This is a genomic window from Rhizobium sp. 01L410 (assembly GCF_056400165.1).
Window position 1 is genome coordinate 38,029 of sequence record NZ_JBFTST010000010.1, and the last position, 22,767, is coordinate 60,795.

General features: G+C 62.1%; 19 protein-coding genes and 1 pseudogene. 6 read left to right on the forward strand and 14 right to left on the reverse strand.

All coding sequences use genetic code 11. The features are described from left to right. Positions 1 to 102: 102 nt before the first annotated feature. Together AC1DV9_RS21000 and AC1DV9_RS21005 are read left to right on the forward strand one after the other, a co-directional pair. Positions 103 to 1,656: a sigma-54-dependent transcriptional regulator gene (locus tag AC1DV9_RS21000; RefSeq protein ID WP_477949911.1), complete on the forward strand. Its 1,554-nt coding sequence runs from the start codon at positions 103 to 105 to the stop codon at positions 1,654 to 1,656. A gap of 178 nt (positions 1,657 to 1,834) precedes the next feature. Further along, positions 1,835 to 3,688, forward strand: coding sequence for a peptidoglycan L,D-endopeptidase MepK (locus tag AC1DV9_RS21005; RefSeq protein WP_477949912.1), 1,854 nt, complete (start codon positions 1,835 to 1,837; stop codon positions 3,686 to 3,688). A 128-nt stretch (positions 3,689 to 3,816) separates the two neighbouring features. Here AC1DV9_RS21005 and AC1DV9_RS21010 read toward each other — a convergent pair whose 3' ends face one another. The 3 genes from AC1DV9_RS21010 to AC1DV9_RS21020 all read right to left on the reverse strand — a co-directional run bounded on the left by AC1DV9_RS21010 (position 3,817) and on the right by AC1DV9_RS21020 (position 5,279). After that, the gene (locus tag AC1DV9_RS21010; protein ID WP_007822869.1) at positions 3,817 to 4,080 is read right to left on the reverse strand and encodes a DUF2312 domain-containing protein; all 264 of its coding nucleotides are present in this window, start codon (positions 4,078 to 4,080) and stop codon (positions 3,817 to 3,819) included. A 91-nt stretch (positions 4,081 to 4,171) separates the two neighbouring features. Next, positions 4,172 to 4,477 (reverse strand): DUF1244 domain-containing protein, encoded by a 306-nt coding sequence (locus AC1DV9_RS21015; RefSeq protein WP_477949913.1) that lies wholly within the window; start codon positions 4,475 to 4,477, stop codon positions 4,172 to 4,174. A 10-nt stretch (positions 4,478 to 4,487) separates the two neighbouring features. After that, positions 4,488 to 5,279, reverse strand: a complete 792-nt coding sequence (locus AC1DV9_RS21020) for an N-formylglutamate amidohydrolase (RefSeq protein ID WP_477950038.1) — start codon at positions 5,277 to 5,279, stop codon at positions 4,488 to 4,490. A 219-nt stretch (positions 5,280 to 5,498) separates the two neighbouring features. On the opposite strand from AC1DV9_RS21020, the gene AC1DV9_RS21025 reads away from it, so the two are divergent. Further along, positions 5,499 to 5,969, forward strand: coding sequence for a DUF1036 domain-containing protein (locus AC1DV9_RS21025; protein ID WP_477949914.1), 471 nt, complete (start codon positions 5,499 to 5,501; stop codon positions 5,967 to 5,969). Then, positions 5,969 to 7,408, forward strand: a complete 1,440-nt coding sequence (pyk, locus tag AC1DV9_RS21030) for a pyruvate kinase (protein WP_112385514.1) — start codon at positions 5,969 to 5,971, stop codon at positions 7,406 to 7,408. Before AC1DV9_RS21025 ends, pyk begins: the two co-directional genes overlap by 1 nt. A 70-nt stretch (positions 7,409 to 7,478) precedes the next feature. On the opposite strand, the gene AC1DV9_RS21035 is transcribed toward pyk, so the two are convergent. The 3 genes from AC1DV9_RS21035 to AC1DV9_RS21045 are packed head-to-tail and all read right to left on the reverse strand — an operon-like array spanning position 7,479 to position 8,847. Next, entirely contained in the window at positions 7,479 to 8,033 is a 555-nt protein-coding gene (locus AC1DV9_RS21035; protein ID WP_477949915.1) for a DUF4865 family protein, read from the reverse strand. Next, a complete protein-coding gene (locus tag AC1DV9_RS21040) occupies positions 8,030 to 8,431 on the reverse strand; it encodes a cupin domain-containing protein (protein WP_477949916.1) in 402 nt (133 codons plus the stop codon). The genes AC1DV9_RS21035 and AC1DV9_RS21040 overlap by 4 nt, the downstream gene beginning before the upstream one ends. After that, on the reverse strand, positions 8,428 to 8,847 hold the full coding sequence (locus AC1DV9_RS21045) for a tautomerase family protein (RefSeq protein ID WP_310297184.1): 420 nt from the start codon (positions 8,845 to 8,847) through the stop codon (positions 8,428 to 8,430). The genes AC1DV9_RS21040 and AC1DV9_RS21045 overlap by 4 nt, the downstream gene beginning before the upstream one ends. 105 nt (positions 8,848 to 8,952) lie before the next feature. Between AC1DV9_RS21045 and AC1DV9_RS21050 the strand changes: the two genes are divergently transcribed. After that, a complete protein-coding gene (locus AC1DV9_RS21050) occupies positions 8,953 to 9,870 on the forward strand; it encodes a LysR substrate-binding domain-containing protein (protein WP_477949917.1) in 918 nt (305 codons plus the stop codon). A gap of 71 nt (positions 9,871 to 9,941) precedes the next feature. Here the strand turns inward: AC1DV9_RS21050 and AC1DV9_RS21055 are convergent, their stop codons facing one another. The 4 genes and pseudogenes from AC1DV9_RS21055 to AC1DV9_RS21070 all read right to left on the reverse strand — a co-directional run bounded on the left by AC1DV9_RS21055 (position 9,942) and on the right by AC1DV9_RS21070 (position 18,159). Then, on the reverse strand, positions 9,942 to 15,404 hold the full coding sequence (locus tag AC1DV9_RS21055) for a beta strand repeat-containing protein (protein ID WP_477949918.1): 5,463 nt from the start codon (positions 15,402 to 15,404) through the stop codon (positions 9,942 to 9,944). A gap of 450 nt (positions 15,405 to 15,854) precedes the next feature. Then, a pseudogene (locus AC1DV9_RS21060) lies at positions 15,855 to 16,005 on the reverse strand (helix-turn-helix domain-containing protein); the annotation flags it as partial. Between the two features lie 45 nt (positions 16,006 to 16,050). After that, positions 16,051 to 17,025 (reverse strand): threonine ammonia-lyase, encoded by a 975-nt coding sequence (locus tag AC1DV9_RS21065; RefSeq protein WP_477949919.1) that lies wholly within the window; start codon positions 17,023 to 17,025, stop codon positions 16,051 to 16,053. A gap of 72 nt (positions 17,026 to 17,097) precedes the next feature. Next, positions 17,098 to 18,159, reverse strand: a complete 1,062-nt coding sequence (locus AC1DV9_RS21070; RefSeq protein WP_477949920.1) for a helix-turn-helix domain-containing protein — start codon at positions 18,157 to 18,159, stop codon at positions 17,098 to 17,100. Between the two features lie 157 nt (positions 18,160 to 18,316). On the opposite strand from AC1DV9_RS21070, the gene AC1DV9_RS21075 reads away from it, so the two are divergent. Next, positions 18,317 to 19,024 carry a hypothetical protein gene (locus AC1DV9_RS21075; RefSeq protein ID WP_477949921.1) on the forward strand — a complete coding sequence of 236 codons (708 nt, stop codon included), beginning with the start codon at positions 18,317 to 18,319 and terminating at the stop codon, positions 19,022 to 19,024. Here the strand turns inward: AC1DV9_RS21075 and ggt are convergent, their stop codons facing one another. The 4 genes from ggt to ykgO form a co-directional block, all read right to left on the reverse strand. Further along, the gene (gene ggt / locus AC1DV9_RS21080) at positions 19,025 to 20,767 is read right to left on the reverse strand and encodes a gamma-glutamyltransferase (RefSeq protein ID WP_477949922.1); all 1,743 of its coding nucleotides are present in this window, start codon (positions 20,765 to 20,767) and stop codon (positions 19,025 to 19,027) included. It abuts the gene before it with no gap. A 66-nt stretch (positions 20,768 to 20,833) separates the two neighbouring features. After that, complete coding sequence (locus AC1DV9_RS21085; RefSeq protein ID WP_477949923.1) at positions 20,834 to 21,847, reverse strand: alpha/beta fold hydrolase; 1,014 nt, start codon at positions 21,845 to 21,847, stop codon at positions 20,834 to 20,836. A gap of 65 nt (positions 21,848 to 21,912) precedes the next feature. Beyond that, on the reverse strand, positions 21,913 to 22,527 hold the full coding sequence (locus tag AC1DV9_RS21090; protein WP_477949924.1) for a hypothetical protein: 615 nt from the start codon (positions 22,525 to 22,527) through the stop codon (positions 21,913 to 21,915). 111 nt (positions 22,528 to 22,638) lie between these two features. Continuing rightward, on the reverse strand, positions 22,639 to 22,764 hold the full coding sequence (gene ykgO, locus AC1DV9_RS21095) for a type B 50S ribosomal protein L36 (protein ID WP_003566454.1): 126 nt from the start codon (positions 22,762 to 22,764) through the stop codon (positions 22,639 to 22,641). Between the last annotated feature and the right edge of the window lie 3 nt (positions 22,765 to 22,767).

Genomic DNA, 22,767 nt, shown 5'->3' on the forward strand with positions numbered 1-22,767 from the left:
TCGCCATCGTCACAATCGTTAAAATGCAATTATTTCTCAAAACTGGATGTTCAAGCCTTTCAGGCAGAGTGCAACCTAGGTTTCGCATGAAGTGAGGCGACAATGACCGGTTACAATGAGCTCAAAGGGGCAGGGCAGATACTCGTGGTCGAGGATGACCCGGTACAGCGCCGTCTGTTGAAGAACGCAATCGAGCGCCACGGGCACGTCGTCCATCAGGCAGAGAATGGCCGCATCGGCCTGGAGATGGTCAAGCGCGATGCCGGCCTCTTCAACGTCATCGTGCTCGATTTGATGATGCCGGAGATGACCGGTCTCGAATTCCTGGAAGCGGTGCACGAATTCGGCACACAGATCCCGGTGATCGTACAGACCGGGCAGGGCGGCATCGAAACGGTGGTCCAGGCGATGCGCGCCGGCGCCTTCGATTTCGTCGTCAAGCCTGTCTCGCCCGAGCGGATCGCCACCTCGATCGCCAATGCGATGAAGCTCGACCAGCGCGAAGTGAAGGCCCGCGCCGGCCGCCGTTCGCGCTCCGGCGTCGTTGGCTTCGATGATATCGTGTCGGCAAGCCCGGCGATGCTCCGCGTCATTGATCTGGCGCAGCGTGCCGCGCAATCGAACATTCCTGTTGTGCTCGAAGGCGAGTCCGGCGTCGGCAAGGAGCTTGTTGCCCGGGCGATCCAGTCTGCCGGCGACCGTTCCGGCAAGCCGTTCGTAACAGTCAACTGTGGTGCTATCCCGCATAATCTGGTCGAGAGCATCCTGTTCGGCCATGAGAAGGGCGCGTTCACGGGCGCGACCGAGCGCCATACCGGAAAGTTCATGGAGGCCGATGGCGGCACGATCTTCCTCGATGAGATCGGCGACCTGCCGCTCGAGGTTCAGGTCAAGCTGCTGCGCGCCGTCCAGCAGGGCGAGATCGAGACCGTCGGTGCCCGCACCGCACATAAGGTCAATGTCCGGCTGATTTCGGCGACCAACAAGGATCTGATCGAGGAGGTCAAGAACGGCCACTTCCGGGAGGATCTCTATTACCGCCTCAACGTCTTCCCGATCACCATTCCGGCGCTGCGCAAGCGCAAGGAAGACATTCCGCATCTGGTGCGCGTCTTCACCGACCGGTTCTCATCGGAGCAGAAGAACGGGTATCGCATGACCGTCAATTCCGGTGCGCTGGCACTGCTGACGGCTTACGACTGGCCGGGCAACATCCGGCAGCTGGAAAACGCCATCTTCCGTGCTGTCGTACTGGCGGAAGGCTCTGAGCTGACGGAATCTGATTTCCCGCAGATTGCGGCGCAACTGCCGGAATACGATGTGGTCGATCACTTGGCGCTGGTCGCCGACAACACGCATCGCGATCACGATGCGGAGTTTGCGGCATCCGATTACAGCGTTCCGCCGCCCTCGGTTCTCGATGCTGCGCATCGTCACGCCGATAGCGCCGAAAACGCGATCGCGAGCGTCAATCCGGCCGGCGAGGTGAGGAAACTTGCTGATGTCGAAGAGGAGTTGATCCGATTCGCCCTTAAATTCTACCGGGGCCAGATGAGTCAAGTGGCGAGGAAACTGGGGATCGGCCGTTCGACGCTGTATCGCAAGCTGAAGGACTACGGCATTGACCCCGATAATCCCCAGAGGGACGCCGCTTAGTCCACAATCCGTTAATATTCCCGCAAGCATGTTCGGTTACTGTTCATAAACCACTTGTTAGTCGATCGTTGACTATGTAAAGAAAAGGTTGATCGTGTGTGGCATTTTTGCCATCGTGTCACCGCATTTGACAGTCATTGGGACAGCCGGACATTTGGCAGTCTGACGGGGATTGAGTTTGCCGGATCTGAATGAGCATACCAAGCCTTCGCGCTTGAGCTGGCGTACGCTGTGCGCCAACGTTGGCGGAAAGGTGGTCCGGACGGCAATGGCCGCCCTCCTCGCGCTTGCGGTATCCTCACCTGTATTCGTCGGCACGCCTTCCGAAGCGGCCGGCGAAACACGCAGCCTGAAGCTCTATTTCATCCATACGGGTGAAAAGGCCGTCATCACCTACAAGCGCAACGGCAAGTTCGACCCGAAGGGTCTTGAGCAGCTGAATCGATTCCTTCGCGACTGGCGCAAGAACCAGCCGACGAAGATGGATCCGCATCTGTTCGACCTGATCTGGGAAGTCTACCGCCAGAGTGGCTCGAAAGATTACATCAACGTCGTCTGCGGTTTCCGCTCGCCGGGCACCAATGCGATGCTGAAGTCGCGTTCGCGCAATTCCGGTGTCGCCGAGAAGAGCCAGCATATGCTCGGCAAGGCGATGGACTTCTTCATTCCTGACGTGAAGCTAGCGACGCTGCGTGCGATCGGCATGAAGATGCAGGTCGGCGGTGTCGGCTTCTATCCCAAGTCTGGTTCGCCATTCGTGCATATGGATGTCGGCGGCGTTCGTGCCTGGCCGCGCATGAGCCGCGATGAGCTCGTCCGCCTCTTCCCGAAAGGCAACACGCTTCATATCCCTGCCGACGGCACGCCGCTTCCCGGCTACCAGCAGGCATTGGCCGACTACAAGCGCCGTGTGAATTCCGACCAGCTCGTCGCTGCCGTCGGCGGCGATAATCTCTCGGAAACGAAGAAGCCGAAGACGCTGTTTGCAGCGTTGTTCGGTGGCGGTGCGGACGAAGAAGAGGACAGCTCGGACGATTCGGCTCCGGTCGCTGTTGCCAAGGCAACGCCGACCAAGCCTGAAGCTCCGGCTGCCGCGGCCGAGCCGGTGCAGGAAGAAGTTCAGGTTGCCGCGGTTAATGCGCCGGTTCCGCAGGTTCGTCCGGCATTCGCCGGTCAGCTTGGCGGTGGCGAGGTCGCCAATGCGATGCTTCCGGCCAATTCGGGCAATGCAGCCCAGCAGGCTCTTGCTGCCGCGACCGCGCAGGAAGACCAGCCGCAGCAGTTTGCCGATCTCAGCACCTATCATGTTCCTGTTCCGGAGCTGCTTGGCCAGCGCCGCGAGCCGGGTGATGCGGAAGTGGCTTCCGTCGATCCGTCCATTCCTGTTCCGACGCCTGTTGATCGTCCTGTTGCTGCCGAAAACCTTCTGGCTGCAGCTGCTGATGCTGATCCAGATGCTGCGGGCGACGAAGCGGAAGCCGAACAGCTTTCTCCTGCCGTTGCACAGCAGCTCGACAAGGATAGCGCTGCTTCCGGTCCGCAGGTTGCTGCTCTCGCGCCGGCGACGGTCGAGCAGGCGATCAATGCCGCTATGCCCGGATCGAAGCTTGTCGCCGCCAAGACGCCGGTGCAGCTTGCAGCACTTGCGCCGACAAAGTCTGCGAGCTTCGGCGATAACTTCGATCTGCCTCAGCAGCAGGTCAGCGTTGATGATGCCGTTCCTGTCACGCCGTCCAAGGGTGGACGTCCGACCAAGGCCGTTGCTGCTGCCGCCGATGCAGGCCGCGCTTCGGTTCGCACCGAGCCCAAGCTGACGCAGAAGATGATCTCGCAGTGGGCGCTCACCAATGCGCGTCTCGAAATGGTCACCAAGCCGGTCAAGGCGCCGCGCTTCGTCAGCCAGACGCTCCGCGCACAGCCGACCGCCGTCTATGCCGAAGGCTTCAACGTCAAGACCGCTTCCATCGACCCCGGCCGTTTCAGCGGCACGGCCGTCAACTTCATGGAAGTGAAGAAGTTCAACACGAACTGAGACGTCCAATAGTTTGACAAAGGCCGCTGGAGCGATCCGGCGGCTTTTTTTGTTTGTGTACCCGTCAGGCCATAGAAAAAGCCGCCGAGGCGCGGGGCCTGGCGGCTTTTGAACTATGCAGTCGCGGCTCAACCTTCCGGCGGCGACTCGATCATGCCGAGCGCATGGAGGTAGGTGTCGAGGATCGCATCTTCTTCCATGCGCTCCTGCTCGTCCTTCTTGCGCAGGGCAACGACCTTCTTGAGGATCTTGGTGTCGAAGCCCATGCCCTTGGCTTCGCCGTAGACGTCCTTGATGTCGTCGGCGATGGTCTTCTTTTCTTCTTCCAGGCGTTCGATACGCTCGACAAAAGCGCGAAGCTGATCGCGGGCGACGCCGTGAGCATCAGACATCCGTGTTCTCCTGATTTTTGCGGATTGAAATTCGTGGGCGTTGACTGCCGTGAAGCGGCGCCGCGGTCAAGCCCCTTCGGCCATCATCGGCTTATTTGTGCGGGTTGTTCGTGTCGAAAGCGGCTTTCTGTGCTTCCGAAGCCTCGTTCTGGTGAAGGGTTTTCCACTGCTCGTACGGCATTCCGTAGACGATCTCGCGGGATTGATCCCTGGTTACGGCTACGCCGTTTTCCTCGGCCGCTTCCCGGTACCAGTTCGACAGGCAGTTGCGGCAGAAGCCTGCAAGGTTCATCAGATCGATGTTCTGGACGTCGGTGCGATCGCGCAGATGCGCCACCAGCCTGCGGAAGGCGGCGGCTTCGAACTCTGTCTGCTGTTCTTTCGTCAGGTCGGTCATATCGATTCCTTCATGCATAGGGGCCGGTGCGCGACGGGTGCACCTTGTATTCGTGCAGAACCGGATCGGCATTCATCGCCTCGAAGACCGGCGCCAGCCGCGCCGCCCAATCGGCGATGCCGGCCTCGTTGCCGATCAGATCCTGACGGATTTCGAGCAGGGCGTGCGGAATGCCAGATACCATGCAGTGCCGGTACATGGTGTCACCCTTCAGCGCACCATCATAGGGCTCGTTGTCACCGACAATGAGATCGGGATCGCGGCGCAGCATGTCAAGCAGCGGGCCGACGGCGCGGTGGTCGCTGTCCCAGAGGACGGCTGCGTGCCACGGGCGGGGAACACCCTTCCAGGCGGGCGTATAGGAATGCAGCGACAGGACCAGCGGCGCCTTGCCGGTGGCACTCGCCACCTTGGCGATCTCCGCCGCTACGGCATCGTGATAGGGCCGGTGGAAGCGCTCGATGCGGTTCTGCCATTCGGCTGAGGAGATCGGGTGGTTGCCCGGAATGATGGCGCCATCCGAGATCTTCATGATTAGCGTCGGGTCGTCCTCACCGCGGTTCGGATCGATCAGCAGCCGCGAGAAGCCGCCGAGGACGGCGGGAACGCCGAGCCTGGTGGAGAGGCTGCGCACCAGCCCCTCGATGCCGATGTCGTAAGCAATATGCCGGGCAAAGGCCGTCTCCGGCAGGCCAAGCATGCCGTAGCTTTCCGGCAGCCGGTTCATGGCGTGATCGCCGAGGATCACCATGCCGCTGTCATGATTGCCGGGTAGGATTTCCAAGGGGTTGAAGTCTTCCATCAGCGAAGGGCCATTCGTCATTTCGGGCAAGGCGCCACTGATCGCATGCACGTGCCGGAGGTTCAAGCGGGATGAGACGGCAACAGCCGTGACTCGCCGGTCACAAGCAGGTTATGAAAGGAATATAATCGATTAGCATCGCGTTGACATTCGCGGGATGGCGGCGCAAGAAGGCACGGGAAAACGAATAACCGTGGGAGCAAATCGGAAGCCGTGTTGATGCAAGCCGCACCAAGTTTCCTCACCCGGTCCGGGCCGCTTGCCCGCCTCGCTTTGTTCGCATTCGCAGCCATGATTCCATTCTTCGCCGCAAACGCGGCACGCGCGGATTTCCGCGTCTGCAATGGCACCCAAAATCTGGTCGGCGTCGCCATCGGCTATCGTGCCAAGGATGGCTGGATCACCGAAGGCTGGTGGCAGGTCCCGGCAACGACCTGCGCGACGCTGATCGAAGGAGAGCTGCAGTCGCGATATTACTACCTCTACGCAGAAGATGCCGCCCGGGGAGGCCGTTGGACGGGCGATGTGCAGATGTGCGTAGCGGAGAACGAGTTCAAGATCACGGGCGTCAATGATTGCTATGCCCGTGGCTACCAGAAGATGGGGTTCAAGGAATATGATACGGGCCGCCAGGGTAGCTGGATGGTCCAACTTTCCGATACGCCCGGAACGCAAGAAAGCCCGAATTGATGAAGCGTAACCGCAAAGTAAAAATCCTCGCCACGCTCGGCCCCGCCTCCAGCGACGAAGCGATGATCGAGAAGCTGCACCAGGCTGGTGCCGATGTCTTCCGCATCAACATGAGCCATGCGAGCCATGACGTGATGCGCTCGCTGATCCAGCGCATCCGCTCGGTCGAAGCCCGCTCCGGCCGCCCGATCGGCATTCTCGCCGACCTGCAGGGCCCGAAGCTTCGCGTCGGCAAGTTCGCCGATACCAAGGTCGACCTGAAGCCCGGCCAGACCTTTACGCTCGACAACAACGAAGCGCCCGGCGATGCCACCCGCGTCTTCCTGCCGCACCCGGAAATCCTGGAATCGGTACAGCCGGGCCACCGCCTGCTGATCGACGACGGCAAGCTCGCCCTTCGCGCTGAAAAGTGTGATGGCAAGAGCATCGTCACCACGGTTATCTCGGGCACCAAGATTTCCGACCGCAAGGGCGTCAGCCTTCCCGATACGCTGCTCACCGTCGGCGTTCTGACGGATAAGGACCGCGTCGATCTGGATGCCGTTCTGGCCACCGACGACGTCGACTGGGTTGCGCTCTCCTTCGTGCAGCGCCCGGAAGATCTCGCCGAAGTGCGCAAGATCGCCAAGGGCCGCGTCGGCATCATGTCGAAGATTGAGAAGCCGCAGGCGATCGAGCGCATCGAAGAAATCATCGAGCTGTCGGATGCCCTGATGGTTGCCCGTGGCGACCTCGGCGTCGAAATGCCGCTTGAAGCCGTTCCCGGCATCCAGAAGCAGCTGATCCGCGCCTGCCGCCGTTCGGGCAAGCCCGTCGTCGTCGCGACGCAGATGCTGGAATCGATGATCACAGCACCGGTTCCGACCCGCGCCGAAGTCTCCGACGTTGCGACTGCCGTGTTCGAAGGCGCCGACGCCGTCATGCTCTCGGCTGAATCGGCATCGGGTGACTATCCGGTCGAAGCCGTGGCCACAATGGCGTCGATCGCTACCGCCATTGAGCGCGAGCCGCATTACCCGGGGATCATCTACGCGCAGCGCGCTCAGCCTGAGGCAACCGGTGCCGACGCGATCTCGCTCGCCGGCCGCCAGATTGCCGAAACGCTGAAGCTCTCGGCCATCGTCTGTTACACCTCGTCGGGCACGACGGGTCTGCGCGCCTCGCGCGAGCGCCCGCAGGTGCCGATCCTGGCGCTGTCGCCGATCATCAAGACGGCCCGCCGTCTGGCGATCGTCTGGGGCCTGCACTGCGTCGTTACCCACGACGCGACCGATCTCGACGACATGGTCAACCGCGCCTGCCGCATCGTTGCCGACGAAGGCTTCGGCAAGCCCGGCGACCGCATCATCATCTCGGCCGGCGTTCCGCTCGGCACGCCTGGTGCTACCAACATGATCCGCATCGCCTATATCGGCTCCGACGGCCGCAGCGGCATCTGATCCTCAGAGATTGCCAGGAATACAAAACCCGCCGCGAACACGGCGGGTTTTTTCTTTTGGGCAGATCGGCTTAAGCGGGCAGGGACATATGACCGACCCGGTAAATCTGGCCATCACCTGATATCAGCGGCGCGCCGCGATAAAGCGTGAAGCGGACGAGCGACCACGTCGTCGCTTCGAAGGCCGAGATTGCGGCCAGCACATCGCGCCTGCTGCCTGCTCGCGACGCACGCTCCGTTTCCTGCACTTTCAATCCGGCAAGATCCGCGTGCGGCTCGATGGGGAGTACCTCGCTTGACGCGAACTGCGCCTTGCCAAGATCGGGCGCGGTGGCTGCATGCCAGACCATCCACTGGCGGATGCTCGGGCGCCCGAAGGACTGGGTCAGTGCCTCAAAGCCCGGCCCGGTGATGAAATTGCTGGCGCCTTCAGGCTCGTTCCAGAGATAGAAGGGCGCATAGAGATTTTCCGCACTGCCGAACTCGCCCTTTCTGGCGCTGAGATAGGCTTTGAAACCTAGATGCGGCAAGCCATCGGTGCCCTGCCCACGGTCGCGGATCCGGCGGTCGATGATGCCCATGTCGTAATCGGCGGGCAGGATGAAGCTGTATTGCATGGCGATCATCGGGATATCTCCACGGGTTCCAGCCAGTCGACGATGCGTTCGCCGTCGGTCGCCTGGATGCTGATGTAGCTGAAAGGGCTGCCGGCGGCCGCGCCATGCCAGTGCTTCTCATGTGGGGCGAACCAGACGGCGTCGCCGGTTCTGAGTTCCTCCACCGGGCCGCCGTCGCGCTGGGCGCGGCCGATGCCGGAGAGGACATAGAGCAGCTGACCGCGCGGATGCGTGTGCCAGTTGGTGACGGTGCCGGGATCGAGTGTTGCCCGCATGGCCGTGTTCTCGCCGCGAGATTCGCCTTCGAGCAGCATCTCGACCCAGAAGGGTGCCGATGCCACGCCATCGGGCGAGCGCGTGACGTTTCCCGGGCGGCGGATGGTCATCGTGAGAGGATTGCCGCTCATGACGGCTCTCCCATGGCGCGGGCGCGCCAGCCGTCATCCGCCATCTGCGCCAGGCCGTCGCCGAAGGACCATTCGTCGGGCTGAGAGCTGACGATGGTGATCATGATGTCTTCCTTCCGAAGCCCCGGCGCCTCGGTCAGCAATTCGGCGGCGCGCTTGAAAAAGGCCTTGCGCATCTCCGTCGTCCGCGGCCGGCCGGCGCGGATCGCGAAGAGCACGAAGTCGTCGGAGCGTGGACCGGCGAGATAGTTGCGGTCGAAGATCAGTTCGCCCGGTTCATGCTGCTGGATTTCGTGGAAACGGTCGGCAGGTGGCACGTCGAAGGCCTCGACGAGCGCGCGATGGATGCCGTCCGAAAGGGCGCGCAGGTATTCCGGCGATTTGCCTTTGAGAAGAGAAATGCGAACGAAGGGCATGGGAGCCTCCTTGTTTGAAATCTTGACAGGAGGAGCATCGCACGGCAGTTTAATCCGAAAAATCAGAATATATTGGATCAATAATCCTGAAAAATGGGATTGATTATGCGCAAGACGAATTTCGATCTGGATGTTCTCCGAACATTCGCGACCGGCATGGAGCTCGGCAATTTCGCGAAGGCTTCCGAACGTCTGGGACGTTCCACATCCGCCGTCAGCGCGCAATTGAAGAAGCTTGAAGAGCAGGCGGGGACGCCGATCTTCCGCAAGGCAGGGCGCGGCCTGGCGCTGACCGAAGCCGGTGAGACTATGCTTGCCTATGCCCGCCGTCTGCTTGAACTGAACGACGAGGCGGTGGCGGCAATCCAGAGCGTCGAGCTGGAGGGATGGGTGCGGCTCGGGCTGCAGGAGGATTTCGGCGAGACCGTGCTACCAGAGGTGCTCGGGCGTTTCGCGCGGGCGCACCCGAGGGTCCGGATCGAAGCGCGTGTCGTCCGCAATATCGAACTGATCGAGCGGGTGACAACTGGCAAGCTCGATCTGGCGCTCGCCTGGAGCAGCGGCACGGTGACGGCGCATTGCGAGACGATCGGCGAAGTTCCGATGCAATGGATCGGCCCGGCCTCGGGGCCATCACCGTGGAGCGCCGAAAGCGGGGAGCCGCTGCCGCTGGCCTCGCTTGAAGCTCCGTGCCTGCTGCGGACCGCGGCCACGAATGCTCTCGACCGCGCCAACATCCCCTGGCGCCTTTCTTTCGTCAGCCCCAGCCTTGGCGGGCTGTGGGCAGCGACTGCGGCAGGCCTCGGGATCACCATCCGCACGCCGATCGGTCTGCCGTCAAAAGTCGGAGCGCTTGCGCCCGGCGCTGCCGGACTGCCGCCGCTGCCATCGCTCGGGCTTGTGCTGCACCGGGCGGAGGCGGATCCGGATGCGGCGACGGCGCGCCTTGCCTCGCTCGTCCTGCAATCCGTCCGCGAGGCGTTGGTCACCGCGGTACCGGTGAAGGGGCTGGTTGGAGGTTAGGCTTCTGCCACAGCTGAATTGATAGCCGCTCCCGATCCTTGACGGGGAGCGGCCAGGAACCGGAGACCGCTCTAGAAGTCGCTATAGGCCGCCACAACGGCTGCAACCTGTTGGTCGTTCATGGCCAGGACCTGAGGGCTTGTGAAGGCGTTGGCGTGGCTCTTGTCGAGACCCCTGAGGTCCTCGACGGAAAGTCCGGAAATCGCCCCGGTGTCGATGGCGGCGATGTCTTCGACGGAGAACTTCGCCACATCCTCGGGCGCCATTGCGGCGAGCTGTGCGGCACTCAGCTTTGCCGTCTGCGCCGGTGTGAAGCCTTCAATCTGGTCAGCCGTCATCGCGGCGATCTGGGCTGGCGTGAAACCGGCGACAGCTGTGTCGCTGAATTTGCCGATCTGTGCGGCGGTCAGACTGCCGATCTGCACGGCACTCATCCCGGCTAGCTGGGCGGCAGTCAGAGCGCCGAGCTGAGCGTCTGTGAACTTGGCAAGCTGAGCCGGGCTGAAGCTCGGAATCTGCTGCGGCGTCAGCCCCTTCAGCTGATCGGGGCCGAGCTTGCCGAGCTGGCTATCGCTGAGGGCAGCGATGACGTCGCTCCGCAGGCCGATCATCGCCTTGGCATTGATGGCGCCGATTGCTTCATTCGTCAGCTTGAAGACGTTTGCGACCGTCAATCCGGCCACCTGCAGGGCGGTGAAGCCGCCAATCTGAGCCGGGGTCAACCCGGCCACCTGATCCGCGGTCATGGCCGTAATCTGGCTTGCCTTGAGGCCGACGGTGGCGGTCGCGCTGATCTTGCCGATCTGCGCAGGAGAAAGCGCCGCGATCTGGCCGTTGGTCAGTGCTCCAGCCTGCGCTGCCGACAGGGCGCCGATCTGATCGTCGGTGAGCCCGCCAAGCTGTGCAGGCGTGAGGCCCGGGATCTGCGCCGGAAGCAGGCCGGCGATCTGCTCCTTGCTGAGCTTGCCCATCTGTTCTGTACTAAGGGCCGCGATCGCGTCATTCTTCAGGCCGGCTATCGCCGCTGGGCTGATAGCCGCCACTTCGTCGGCAGTGAATTTCGCAATATCTTGCGGGCTCAGGGCGGCCACCTGAGCGGCCGTCATTGCGCCGACCTGGGCAACGCTGAGCGCTTCAAGCTGCGTATCCGACATGGCGGCGATCTGCGCCGGCGTCAGGCCGGCAACCGCAGCGTTGTTCAGCTGGCCGATCTGGGCAGCGGAGAGAGCCGTAATCTGATCGTTGGTCAGCGCCCCGGTTTGCACCGCCGACAACGCCCCCATCTGCTCGTCCGTGAACTTGCTGAGCTGAGCCGGCGTGAAACCGGGCATCTGCGATGCGGTCAAAGCCTTGAGCTTGTCAGCGCCGAGCTTGGCGATCTGGCTGTCGCTGAGGACGCTGATGGCCTCCGGCTTGAGGCCGCCAATCGCGGTGGCGCCGATGGCCGCGAAGGCATCGTCGCTCAGCTTGCTGACAGCGAGCGCGCTGAAGCCGGCGACCTGTGCCGCAGTTAGCAAAGCGCTCTTGTCCGCAGTGATCGTGGCTACCTGATCTGGCGTCATCGCCGCGATCTGCATAGCGGTCAGGCCGGCAAAGGCGGTATTGCTGATTTGACCGATCTGAGCGGCAGTAAGGCTGCTGATCTGTGTGCCGGTCAGTGCGCCGACCTGAGCCGCGGATAGTGCGCCTATCTGCTGCTCGGTAAGTTTGCCGAGCTGTGCTGCGGTGAAGCCCGGGATTTGCTGTGCAGTGACCGAAGCGATCTGTTCCGCGCTTAGCTTTCCAATCTGGCTGTCGCTCAAGGCGGCAATCGCCTCGTTGGTCAGGCCGGCGATGGCTTTGGGATTGATCGCGGCAAATGCCTCGTCGCCAAGCTTGACGATATTTGCTGCCGTCAGGCCAGCCGTTTGTGCCGCGGTCAAGGCACCGGCCTGCGCGGCCGTAAGCCCGGCAATCTGGTCAGCCGTCATTGCGGCAATCTGAGAGGACTTCAAACCGGCAAAAACCGCGGTGCTCAGCTGTCCGATCTGCGCGCCGGACAGACCTGATATCTGGTCATTGGTCAGCGAACCCGCCTGCGCCGCCGTTATCGCGCCGATCTGTTCTTCAGTGAACTTACCGAGCTGCGTTGCCGTCAAGCTGGCAACCTGGCTGGGCAGCAAGCCTGCGATCTGTTCAGCACTCAACTTGCCGATCTGGCTTGGGGTGAGAGCGGCGATCACTGCGTTGGTCAGACCGGAAATGGACTTGGGATTGATCGCGGCAATCTCTTCGTCGGAGAACTTGGCTATGTCGGCCGCGGTGAGCGCACCAATCTGAGCTGCCGTCAGCGCGCCGGCTTGGGCGACACTCAGGCCTTCGCGCTGCGCTTCCGTCATATCGGCAATCTGCGTGGGTTTAAGGCCTGCAACGGCCGCGCCGCTGAGCTGGCCAATCTGCGCCGCGGACAGACCTGCGATCTGCTCCTTGGTCAGCGCGCCGACCTGAGCCGCTGAGAGCGCGCCAACCTGCTCGTCGGTGAACTTGCCGAGCTGAGCGGCAGTGAAGCCGCCCATCTGCGCTACAGTGAATGCCTTGATCTGGTCGGCGCTGAGTTCGCCGATCTGGGTGTCGGTCAGAGCAGCGATCGTTTCGTTCTTCATGCCCGCAATCGCCTTCGGGGGGATGGCGGCGACAACATCGACGGGCAGTTTCGTGGAATTGCCCGGGTTTACCCCGGCAACCTGCGCGGCGGCAAGAACAGCGGCCTGCGCTGCTGTCAGTCCGGACAGTTGGTCGGCGCTCATCGCCGCGATCTGCGCCGCCTTCAAACCGGCAATGGCCGCGTTGCTGAGTTCACCGATCTGAGCAGGCGTCAATGCTGCAATCTGGGCCGTGCCAAGCGATGCGGCTTGAGCTCCAGACAGCGCATTGATCTGCTCGTCGCTGAAACCTCTGAGCTGATCGGGGGTGAAGCTGGCTATTTGAGATGCCGTAAACGCCTTGATCTGCGTAGCGCTCAACATCGAGATCTGGTCGTTGCTGAGCGCTGCAATCGCCTCGCTCTTCAGGCCGCCGATCGCCTTGGTGTTGAGGGCGGCAATGGCTTCGTCGCTCAGCTTGGTGACGTTGGTTGCCGTAAGACCGGCAGTCTGCGCTGCCGTCAGCGCCCCGGCCTGGGCTGCCGTGAGACCGCCAAGCTGGTCAGCCGTCATCGCGCCGATGTGCGTTGCCTTGAGGCCGGATATGGCAGCATTGCTAAGTTGACCGATCTGGATATCGGAAAATCCGCCGATCTGGGCGTTGGTCAGCGCACCGGTCTGCGTTGCCGACAAAGCTTTCATCTGTGTCTCGGAAAACGTTCCGAGCTGGGCAGGGCTGAAGCTTGCAATCTGTTTGGCGGTCAATGCTTTCATCTGATCCGCACTCAGCATGCCGATCTGCGTGTCGGTGAGTGCAGCGATGGTATTGGCCGGCAATGCGCCAATGGCCTTGGGGCTGATGGCCGCGATCTCGTCGTCCGAGAATGTGGCGATATCCTCCGGCGTCAATGCGCCGACCTGCGTTGCCGTCAGGGCAGCAACCTGTGCAACGCTTAGACCCTCAAGCTGCTCGGCCGTCATCGCAGCGATCTGGCTCGCCTTGAGAACGCTCAACGCCGTGTTGCTGAGCTGGCCGATCTGGGCACCGGAAAGGCCGCTGATCTGATCGTTGGTCAGCGCACCAGCCTGGATTGCCGACAAAGCACTCATCTGGGCGTCGGAAAAGGTGCCGAGCTGACTAGGCGTCAGCATGCCGAACTGCCTTGGCGTCAGAGCCTTGATCTGCAGCGCGCTCAATGCGGCGAGCTGGTCATTTCCGAGAGCCGCGATGACCTCGCTCTTGAGGCCGCTGATCGCCTTGGGATTGATCGCGGCAACAGCATCGGCGGCCATTTTGGAAATGTTCGTGGCGCTGAAGCCAGTGGTCTGCAGGGCGGTCATTACAGCCATCTGCGCTGCAGTCATACCGGCCACTTGATCTGCGCTCAGGGCTGCGATCTGCGTCGCTTTCAGACCTGGAATGGCCTTGACGTTAAGCTGGCCGATTTGGGCGTCAGAGAATCCTGCGATCTGCGCGTTGGTGAGAGCTCCGACCTGCGCTGCCGACAGGGCATCGATCTGTCCACTGGAAAACGCGGCGAGCTGGTCCGGTGTAAAGGCGAGCATCTGCTTTGTGCTCAACACCTTGATCTGGCTGGTGCTGAGCTCGGCGATTTGGCTGCTGCTTAGCGCAGAAATTGCTGCATTGTTAAAGCCGCTGATTGACTTGAAGGCGGCAACTGCGTCGCCACTCAGCCCGGTGACGTTTGCTGCACTGAAGCCCCAAGCCTGAGACGTGGTTAGAACTCCTGCCTGGGCTGCCGTGAAGCCGGCCACTTGATCCGCCCGCATTGCCGCAATCTGCGCCGCCTTCAGGCCACTGACAGCTGCGTTGCTAAACTGCCCGATCTGCGCTGCCGTCAAGCCGCCGATCTGGCTATTCGTCAGTGCGCCGATCTGAGTGGCCGACAGTGCCTTGATCTGCAGGTCGGAGAATGCACCGAGATGGTCCGGCGTTATGCTGGCAACCTGCTTTACCGTCAGCATTCTGATCTGATCGGCGCTCAACTTGGAAATCTGCTCGCCGCTGAGAGCCGCGATCGCTTCGGGCTTCAGCGCGGCAAACGCCTTGGCGCTGATTGCTCCGATTTCGTCGGGCGAGAATTTGGCGATGTCATCGGCGCCCAGCGCGCCAACCTGGGTTGCGGTCAGTGCGGCTGCCTGGGCAACACTGAGGCCTTCAAGCTGGATATCGCTCATCGCGGCGATCTGTGTTGCCTTCAGACCTGTGATGGCCGTGTTGCTGAGGCTTGCGATCTGTGTGGCAGTCAGTCCGACGATTTGTGTGTTGGACAGCGTGCCGACCTGGGCTGCCGACAGTGCGCCGATCTGGCTCTCGGAGAACGACGCGATCTGGCCAGGCGTCAAGCCGGCGATCTGCTTTGCCGTCAGCGCCTTGATCTGATCGGTGCTCAATGCGGCGATCTGCTCGCCGCTGAGAGCGGAAACTGCTTCGGTCTGCAAGCCGCCGATCGCCTTGGGGCTGATCGCCCCGACGTCTTCTGCCGAAAACTTGGCGATATCGTCCGCCCCGAGCGAAGCAATCTGGGAGGCGCTCAGGCCCTTGATCTGATCGGGAGTCAGAGCCTCGATCTGCTCGGGGGTGAGGACCGCAAGCTGGGTCGTGCTCAAGGCGGCGATCTGAGCCCCGCCAAGCGCGGCAAGTTTCGCGGCGTCGATCGCTGCGAGTAGCTCCGGTCCCAGACCGGCAATCGCACCGGCCGATATGGCACCAAGCTGAGCTGAGTCGAGCTGTCTGATATCTTCCGCTTCGAGCGCAGAAATCTGCGTCTTGCTGAGAACCCTCACCTGATCAGGAGAGAGCGACCCGATATCCTCGGCCGAAAGCTCCTTGATCGTCTTCGTCGAGAGAGCTCTGATCTGGGCGGTCGTAAAGGAAGCGATCGAGGTCATCTAGTTGCCCTTGCACTGGCGTTGCCGGTAACCGTCTCACGTCTGATGTCCAAAAGGTTCGCACGCACCGCCTTCGGGCGGTTTGCAACAAACTCAACGGAACAAGACGCAGAAACAAATGGTTCGACAGGCATCGCTGGAAGCGAGCCGATGGGCGGGACAAGCATTATCGATGCGGCGCGCGTAAAGCGGCCGCCTTCCCAACACGACATGCGGCATTGCTGCCGCAAATCGTCAGGCCTAAAACAACCGAAGCCGTTATCGGCCGAAAAATGACTTACCCCACAACCAACGATTACAGCCCTACCTGCCGCCGTCTTGTCAGGATATGTGTCGTGCTAAGCTTGCGTGAGGATGGAGAGACAACGCCCGATCAACGGCGCCGCGAAATAGACAGCTTCCGCGTGCGGTAATGATCGCGAGTTCAGGGGACCTGTTCGCTCTGTGCGTCCGGCGGATGTTCTGCGGTGGCTGGCTGAATGCGCGCAGGAAGGCACGGCGTATCCGCTCGCCATCGGCAAAAGCCGGTCTCGCGGGCGAAAGCACCGATCGGGTGGCGCGCCTGTCACATCAACAGTCTTGCCGCTTCCAGCCGCAGGTTTCTGCTCGAAACCAGCCACCCGTTATAAGGTCTGAGGACCCGGCGTCAGCCGAAGCGCTCCAGCGCCATTGCGAAAACGCCGGTATCGACATTGCCGCCCGAAGTGACGGTGATGACGGTATCGCTCTCCAGCGCCTTGCCGTGGAACAGTGCCGCAGCAAGGGCCACCGCACCGCCAGGCTCGACGATGATCTTCAGCCGCTTGAAGGCGAGCGCCATGGCGCGCAGCGCCTCGTCGTCCGTCACGGCGATACCTGCGCCGGCAAGCCGCTGCAAAATCGGGAAGGTGATCTTGCCGGGTTCAGGGGTGATGATCGCATCGCAGATGGAGCCGGCCAACGCCGCATTGCGCTTGATTTCGCCGGATGCCAGCGAGCGCGCGAAGTCGTCGAAGTTTTCAGGTTCGCAGGTGCGGACGGTAAAGCTCGGGGCGCTTGCTTCCAACGCCAGCGCGATGCCGGAGCTCAGTCCGCCGCCGCCGCAGGGCACCAGAACTTCGGCTTCCTTGATGCCTTCTTCTTCAGCCTGTTCGGCGATCTCAAGACCCGTCGTCCCCTGGCCGGCGATGACGAGCGGTTCGTCGAAAGGCTTGATCAATGTCAGGCGCCGATCGGCAGAGAGCCGGGCGCCGATGGCGTCACGGTCTTCCTTGGCGCGATCGTAGAGCACCACCTCGGCGCCGTAGGCGCGGGTATTGTCGATTTTCAGCTTCGGAGCGTCCGCGGGCATGATGATGACCGAGGGGACGCCGTGGAGCTTGGCGGCCAGCGCCACGCCCTGCGCGTGGTTGCCGGACGAGAAGGCGATGACGCCGCGCTTGCGGATATCGGGTTCCAGTCCCGATACAGCCGACCAGCCGCCACGGAACTTGAAGGAGCCCGTGTGCTGCAAACATTCGGCCTTCACGAAGACACGGCGACCGGCCATCTCGTCGAGAAACGGCGACGAGAGCAGCGGCGTGCGCCTGATATGTCCGCGCAGACGGGCGCGGGCGGCGACGATCATTTCAATGGATGCCATGGGATGTTCTTTCGGCTGATGTGCTGCGCCATGAATAGAAGACGGCTTTGCGCTTGTGAACGCCGGTTCTTGTCACCGTGACACGAAAGCCTGTAGTGCGGTCTCCTTGGCGGGTTGCGGCGCGCGCTCACGGCGCCGGTATTCCGTGGGGCTGGTGCCGGTGACGCGCAGGAATTCGCGATTGAAGTTCGACTTGCTGATGAAGCCTGCCTCGAACATCACGCTGGTGACCGGCACATCGCTATGCGCCAGTTGCTCGCAGGCGAGGCGGATGCGGAACTCGTTGACATATTGCGAGACGCTTATGCCGTGGATGCGGTTCACCGCCACCGAGACACGGCGGGCAGGCAGGCCGAGCTTGCGGGCGATGCGGTTCAGATTGAGCTCGGGATCGCGATAGATCTGCTTGGTTTCCATGAGGCTGTCGAGACGGCTGGCGACGGCGCCGTCCTCTTCCGTCGGAAGAACAGGGGACGGTGGAGCGCTGTCGATCCCCTGTTCAGGCTGCGTGCCGCCGGCGATCGAGGCCGCGGCGCCGAGGATCAGGAGGACGATGACGTTTCCGAGCGCAACGATGGCCCCGGCGTTGGCGCCGCCGGTGCGGTAGAGATCGAGGCTGATGACGACGTCGCTCAGGCCCGAGCCGATCAGCGCGACAGCCGTAATGACCAGCGAACGATAGGAAAGGAACGCCCCATCGAGGCGGGAGGCGACAAGCGCATCGGCGCCGCTTCGCGAAATCCAGAGCAGCGCGACACCATAGCCGATGAAGAGCAGGATCAGGCTCAGGCCGACGACATCCCGCCAGAAGGCGAATGCCAGAGCAACGCCGACTGCCGGCAGAAGATGCGGCCATTGCCGGCTCAGCGGCCGTGGCGTGCCGAGCGTCAGGTCCGCGAAGCTTGCAAAGGAGAGCGGCGCGACAATGGCAGCGAGCACGGCCTGCAGCGGCATGATCGCCAGCATGTCGTAGCCCCAGCGCAGTCCGATGAAGACGGATTGCACCGCATAGGCGGCGATCAGCGCCAGAAACAGCCGCCGTCCGGGCGCGCTCCATTCCTCCATCCTCAGCATCCGGATGAGGAGGATAGAGAGGAGCAGGGCGACCACGAAAGGCAGAGGCACGAAAATCATCGGCAGTGTCCGGACATTTATCTCGTCAATATGAGCACGAGATTGGCCTTGATCGCAATTGCGGGCGACCCGGAACACGATCGAGGTCTCGGGAAAGCGTGTCGGACCTCACCTTGTTTGCGCCGGATCCCACCGGTGTCAAACAGGGAGCAAACCGATGACCATTATCCTTTCCATACCGCTTTTCTTCATGAGCCTCGTTTCCGCCTTCGGTGGCTCGAACACGCCGAGCGAAATCTTCGACATCACCAAAATCCGCTCTATCGTCATCCAGGGCGATTCCAGCTCGATCAGGATCACCACCGATGCCGGCAAGCCTTATGAAGCCGTCACATCCGGCCGCCGCAGCGGCTGGTTCTCATCCTGGTACTCGAGCTGGTTCTTCAATGCCTGCAAGGATGAAAGCCGGGTGCGGATCGACGGCACGGCGATGACGATCGATGTCGGCGTCTCGGCGTGGAGCGACATTGCCGATTGCACGCCTGAAGTTTCCGCCAACGTGCCTGCGGGTGCGGCCGTGTCGATTGATCAGCATGCCTTCATGGCAAGGCTTGACGGAAACTTTTCCGCGTTTCGGACATCGGGCAACGCTGCGGATATCACACTCAACGGTCACGCATCGGAGGTCGACATCACGGGCACCGCGGTACGGGCGAACCTTACCTATGCCTTGATCACCCGGGACGAAACGATAGGCATCGAGGCGCAGTCGCTCGATGCCTATATTGGCTTCGGGGAGCATGTACCAGTCGATTACACGGTGATGGCCAAGGCGTCGCTGGTCGATACCCTGACGCCGAGCGTGCCGGGGGCAAAGCCGCAGGTGACGATCCGGGGCGATTATGTCCGCGCCCGGATCCGTTGATCAATAGCCCTTGGCCGAACCTTCCGCAGCGCGGCTGTCCATGGCGCCATAGTAGCGCGAGCCGCCGCCTTTCTCGATATCGGCGAGGCTCTTGCCGCCGACGAGGATGCCGGCGGCCTGACCCCAGAGGGGCGCGTCGTTGCCGCCGTCGAAGCTGTAGCCCATGGCGGCGAGCGCCTTTTCGGTGTCAGGCGACAGTGCATAGGGCTCGAGATAGACCTTATCAGGCTGCCATTGGTGATGGATGCGCGGGGCATTCACTGCCTGGCTGATGTCCATGCCGAAATCGATGACATTGAGGATCGCTTCGAGCGTGATGGTGATGATGCGCGAGCCGCCCGGGCTGCCGATCACCATGAAGGGCTTGCCGTCCTTGGTGATGATTGTCGGGCTCATCGAGGAGAGCGGCGTTTTCTTCGGGGCGATGGCATTGGCCTCGCCCTGGACGAGGCCGTAGAGGTTTGCCACGCCGGGCTTTGAGGTGAAGTCGTCCATCTCGTTGTTCAAGAGGATGCCGGTGCCCGGCGCCACCACACCGGCGCCGAAGGAGCCGTTCAGCGTGTACGTCACCGCAACGGCGTTGCCTTCGTCGTCGATGATCGAATAGTGGGTCGTCTCGGTGCTTTCCTTGCCGCCGAGCGGTTTCAGATCGGCTGATTTTCCGGCCTTGTAGGGATCGATCTTCTCCCGGATCTCGGTGGCATAGGCCTTGTCGAGCAGCTTGGAGACCGGATTGTCGATGAAGTCAGGATCGCCAAGTGCAGCGTTGCGATCGACATATGCGTAGCGCATCGCCTCGACCATCGCATGCACGGTCTCGGCCGAGCCGTAGCCGAGATAGGAGAGCGGATAGTCTTCGAGAACGTTGAGGATCTCGCAGATGATGACGCCGCCGGAGGAGGGCGGGGGTGAGGAGATGATGTCGTAGCCGCGGTAATTGCATTCGATCGGCTTAAGTTCGCGGACCGAATATTGCTCGAAATCTTCTTTGGCGAGGATGCCGCCCTTTGACTGGCTGGCCTTGACGATCGCGTCTGCCGGGGTGCCCTTGTAAAACGCGTCGGGGCCTTTCTCGGATATCGCCTGAAGCACGGCGCCAAGTTCCGGCTGCACCAGCTTCTCGCCTTCCTCATAAGGTTTGCCATCGGGCTTCAGGAAGATCTTGGCAGCCGCCTCGTCTTTGGCGAGACGCTTTGCGCTGCTGGCGAGCGAGGCTGCATCTCCCTGCTCGAAGGTGAAGCCGTCCTTGGCGAAAGCGATCGCCGGAGCGAGCAGGTCGGCACGGGATTTGGTGCCGTATTTTTCGCGCGCGGTCTCGAAGCCCATCACCGATCCCGGCACGCCGACCGCGAGATAGCCGTCGAGGCTGGCGCGCGGAACGATATCGCCCTTGGCATCGAGATACATGGTCTTGGTGGCGGCGAGCGGTGCGCGTTCGCGGAAGTCCAGAAAGGTGCTCTTGCCGTCCTTGGTGCGGATGGTCATGAAACCGCCGCCACCAATATTGCCTGCGGTGGGATAGACGACGGCCAGCGCATAACCCACGGCCACAGCTGCATCCACGGCGTTGCCGCCGCTCTTCAGAACTTCGACGCCGACATCGGTTGCCAGATGCTGCGCCGTGACGACCATGCCATGCTCTCCCTCCACCGGAGCAGGCGAGGCGGCATGCACGGTGACCGGGCCGAGCGCCAAGGCGAAAGCGGTGAAAAGCGAGACGGTCCGGGCTTGCAGCCGATCCATGATATCCCCTCCAAAGAATAAACTATGGGGTGTGATATGGTTCGGCCTGCGCCGGGTGCAAGGCTTTCAGTTCGCGGTCGCAACGATATCGCCGGTCAGCCGCTCTTCGGCGTTACGGGCCGCTGCCTGCAGATCGCGCGGCATGCCTGCAATCTTCTCAAGTGCTGCGATGGCCACATCGGTCGCCAGATAATCCGGCTTGTGCCCGACGCCCCGTATGGTCACTAGCTCCGATCCGGCGATATCGCGGGCGAGGCCTTGGGAGTGCAGGTGTTCCCAGACGATGTCGTCGCTGTCACCGGTCATGATGACGGTCGGCGCGGTGATCTCCCGATAGCGATGGGACTCGGCCTTGAGATAGCCGAGCAGGCGGGTGAAATCCGTGGCGTTGTTGTGGAAGGTGCCGGGCCGCAGTACCAGTGACGGGCCGGTACTGGCGATATAGTCAGCCGGGCGGACGTTCGGCCGGAAGACGTTCATCGTGCCCTGTTCCAGCCGCCGCAATCCCATTGGCACGACGAGCGCGTGATTGAAGAGCCAGCCGATCAGCGGGGCGGCTGCCGCATGATAGTACCAGTCCACGCCGCCCGGCCACGGGTGGGTCGCCGGCGCAAGGAAGAGCAGCCCCGCCGTCTTCTCCGGATGATGGACACCGAAGGCGGCGGCGATGGCGCCGCCGAAGGAATGGCCGACGATGATCGCCTCCTCGATGCAGCGCTTTTCCATTAGCCGGGCGATGGCCGCCGCCTGGCCGGACGGCACGGCATTTTCGGGCCCGCCACGCTCGGAGTAACCGTGTCCGGGGCGGTCGACGAAGAGCATTTCGGCGCGGCCCTGCAGAGGCCGCAGAAAGGCACCGGTCTGATCCAGCAGATTGCCGCTGGCGCCATGAATGAAGACGATCGCCGGCAGGTCGGCCGTGTCTGGACGCGGGATATGCAGAGCGTTCATGCGATAGCCGCCGATATCGGTCAGCTCGCCGATATTGGGGAAAGCCTGCTCGAACTGCCGGGCTTTGAAGGAGCTGTAGCCGATCGCGGCGGCCAGGGGGGCAAGAAGGGCGGAAACTTCGGCAAGCATGGGCGGACCGGCGGTGAACTCTGTGACTGTTTCCTAAAGTTGGTCTCGCGCGGCCGCCGTCAAGATCAGGTGCGGCTGCCCGCCAGTTTTTCGGACAGCGTGTTCACCTGCTCCTGCGCCGTGCGGTTTGCCGGGAAGACCTCCAGGAAGCGTTCCCATGCCTTCAGCGTCAGCTGGTCGTTACCGGTGTCGTTCAGAATCGCGGCCATGCCGGACAATGCGCCGAAGTGGCGGGGATCGAGATCCAGTACATGCTCGATGTCCGACATCGACTTGCGATAATTGCCCGAGGCGTAGTTGAGGGTTGCGCGGCGGTTCCAGCTCTCGGCATAGGTCGGCTTCAGGGCAATCGCCTGGTCGAGAAAGTCGAGGGCGGCGGCGCTGCGCTTGTCCTCGATTGCCTTGTCGGCCCACTGCATCAGAAGGTTTACGGTGGCGCTGCCGGAATCGTTCCATTCCGTGCGAATTTCCTGCGCGATGCCGTTGGCCTTTTCGGGGTCACGTTCGCGTTTCAGCTGGGCGTAGAGATTGTCGAGCCTCTGCTTCGGGGAGGCGTTGGTATCCGGCTGCTCGACGATGACGTCCTTCTCGGCGCTGGCGGCGGGGAAGGCAGGAGCAAGGAAACCGGTGGCGAGCGGCGCGGCCGCCAAGAGCAAAGCAAAAAAGCGCATGGCGGACAATGTAGCCCGCCATCACACAAGATCAAAGAAAATTTGACGTGATCACCAAAGCGACCCACCGGAAATGAGCGATCAAGCGGCTACGCCGTCAATCGCTTCCGGAACGCGCAATCAGCCCTGACGAGCCTTGAAGCGCGGGTTCAGCTTGTTGATGATGTAGATGCGGCCCTTGCGGCGAACCAGACGGTTGTCACGGTGACGAGCCTTGAGCGACTTGAGCGAATTCTTGATCTTCATTTT

Coding starts and splice junctions, on each gene's coding strand:
- AC1DV9_RS21000 (WP_477949911.1), top strand. CDS start 103: ATGACCGGTTACAATGAGCTCAAAGGGGCAGGGCAGATACTCGTGGTC.
- AC1DV9_RS21010 (WP_007822869.1), bottom strand. CDS start 4,080: ATGTCTGATGCTCACGGCGTCGCCCGCGATCAGCTTCGCGCTTTTGTC.
- AC1DV9_RS21015 (WP_477949913.1), bottom strand. CDS start 4,477: ATGACCGACCTGACGAAAGAACAGCAGACAGAGTTCGAAGCCGCCGCC.
- AC1DV9_RS21020 (WP_477950038.1), bottom strand. CDS start 5,279: ATGGAAGACTTCAACCCCTTGGAAATCCTACCCGGCAATCATGACAGC.
- AC1DV9_RS21025 (WP_477949914.1), top strand. CDS start 5,499: ATGCAAGCCGCACCAAGTTTCCTCACCCGGTCCGGGCCGCTTGCCCGC.
- pyk (WP_112385514.1), top strand. CDS start 5,969: ATGAAGCGTAACCGCAAAGTAAAAATCCTCGCCACGCTCGGCCCCGCC.
- AC1DV9_RS21035 (WP_477949915.1), bottom strand. CDS start 8,033: ATGATCGCCATGCAATACAGCTTCATCCTGCCCGCCGATTACGACATG.
- AC1DV9_RS21040 (WP_477949916.1), bottom strand. CDS start 8,431: ATGAGCGGCAATCCTCTCACGATGACCATCCGCCGCCCGGGAAACGTC.
- AC1DV9_RS21045 (WP_310297184.1), bottom strand. CDS start 8,847: ATGCCCTTCGTTCGCATTTCTCTTCTCAAAGGCAAATCGCCGGAATAC.
- AC1DV9_RS21050 (WP_477949917.1), top strand. CDS start 8,953: ATGCGCAAGACGAATTTCGATCTGGATGTTCTCCGAACATTCGCGACC.
- AC1DV9_RS21055 (WP_477949918.1), bottom strand. CDS start 15,404: ATGACCTCGATCGCTTCCTTTACGACCGCCCAGATCAGAGCTCTCTCG.
- AC1DV9_RS21065 (WP_477949919.1), bottom strand. CDS start 17,025: ATGGCATCCATTGAAATGATCGTCGCCGCCCGCGCCCGTCTGCGCGGA.
- AC1DV9_RS21070 (WP_477949920.1), bottom strand. CDS start 18,159: ATGATTTTCGTGCCTCTGCCTTTCGTGGTCGCCCTGCTCCTCTCTATC.
- AC1DV9_RS21075 (WP_477949921.1), top strand. CDS start 18,317: ATGACCATTATCCTTTCCATACCGCTTTTCTTCATGAGCCTCGTTTCC.
- ggt (WP_477949922.1), bottom strand. CDS start 20,767: ATGGATCGGCTGCAAGCCCGGACCGTCTCGCTTTTCACCGCTTTCGCC.
- AC1DV9_RS21085 (WP_477949923.1), bottom strand. CDS start 21,847: ATGCTTGCCGAAGTTTCCGCCCTTCTTGCCCCCCTGGCCGCCGCGATC.
- ykgO (WP_003566454.1), bottom strand. CDS start 22,764: ATGAAGATCAAGAATTCGCTCAAGTCGCTCAAGGCTCGTCACCGTGAC.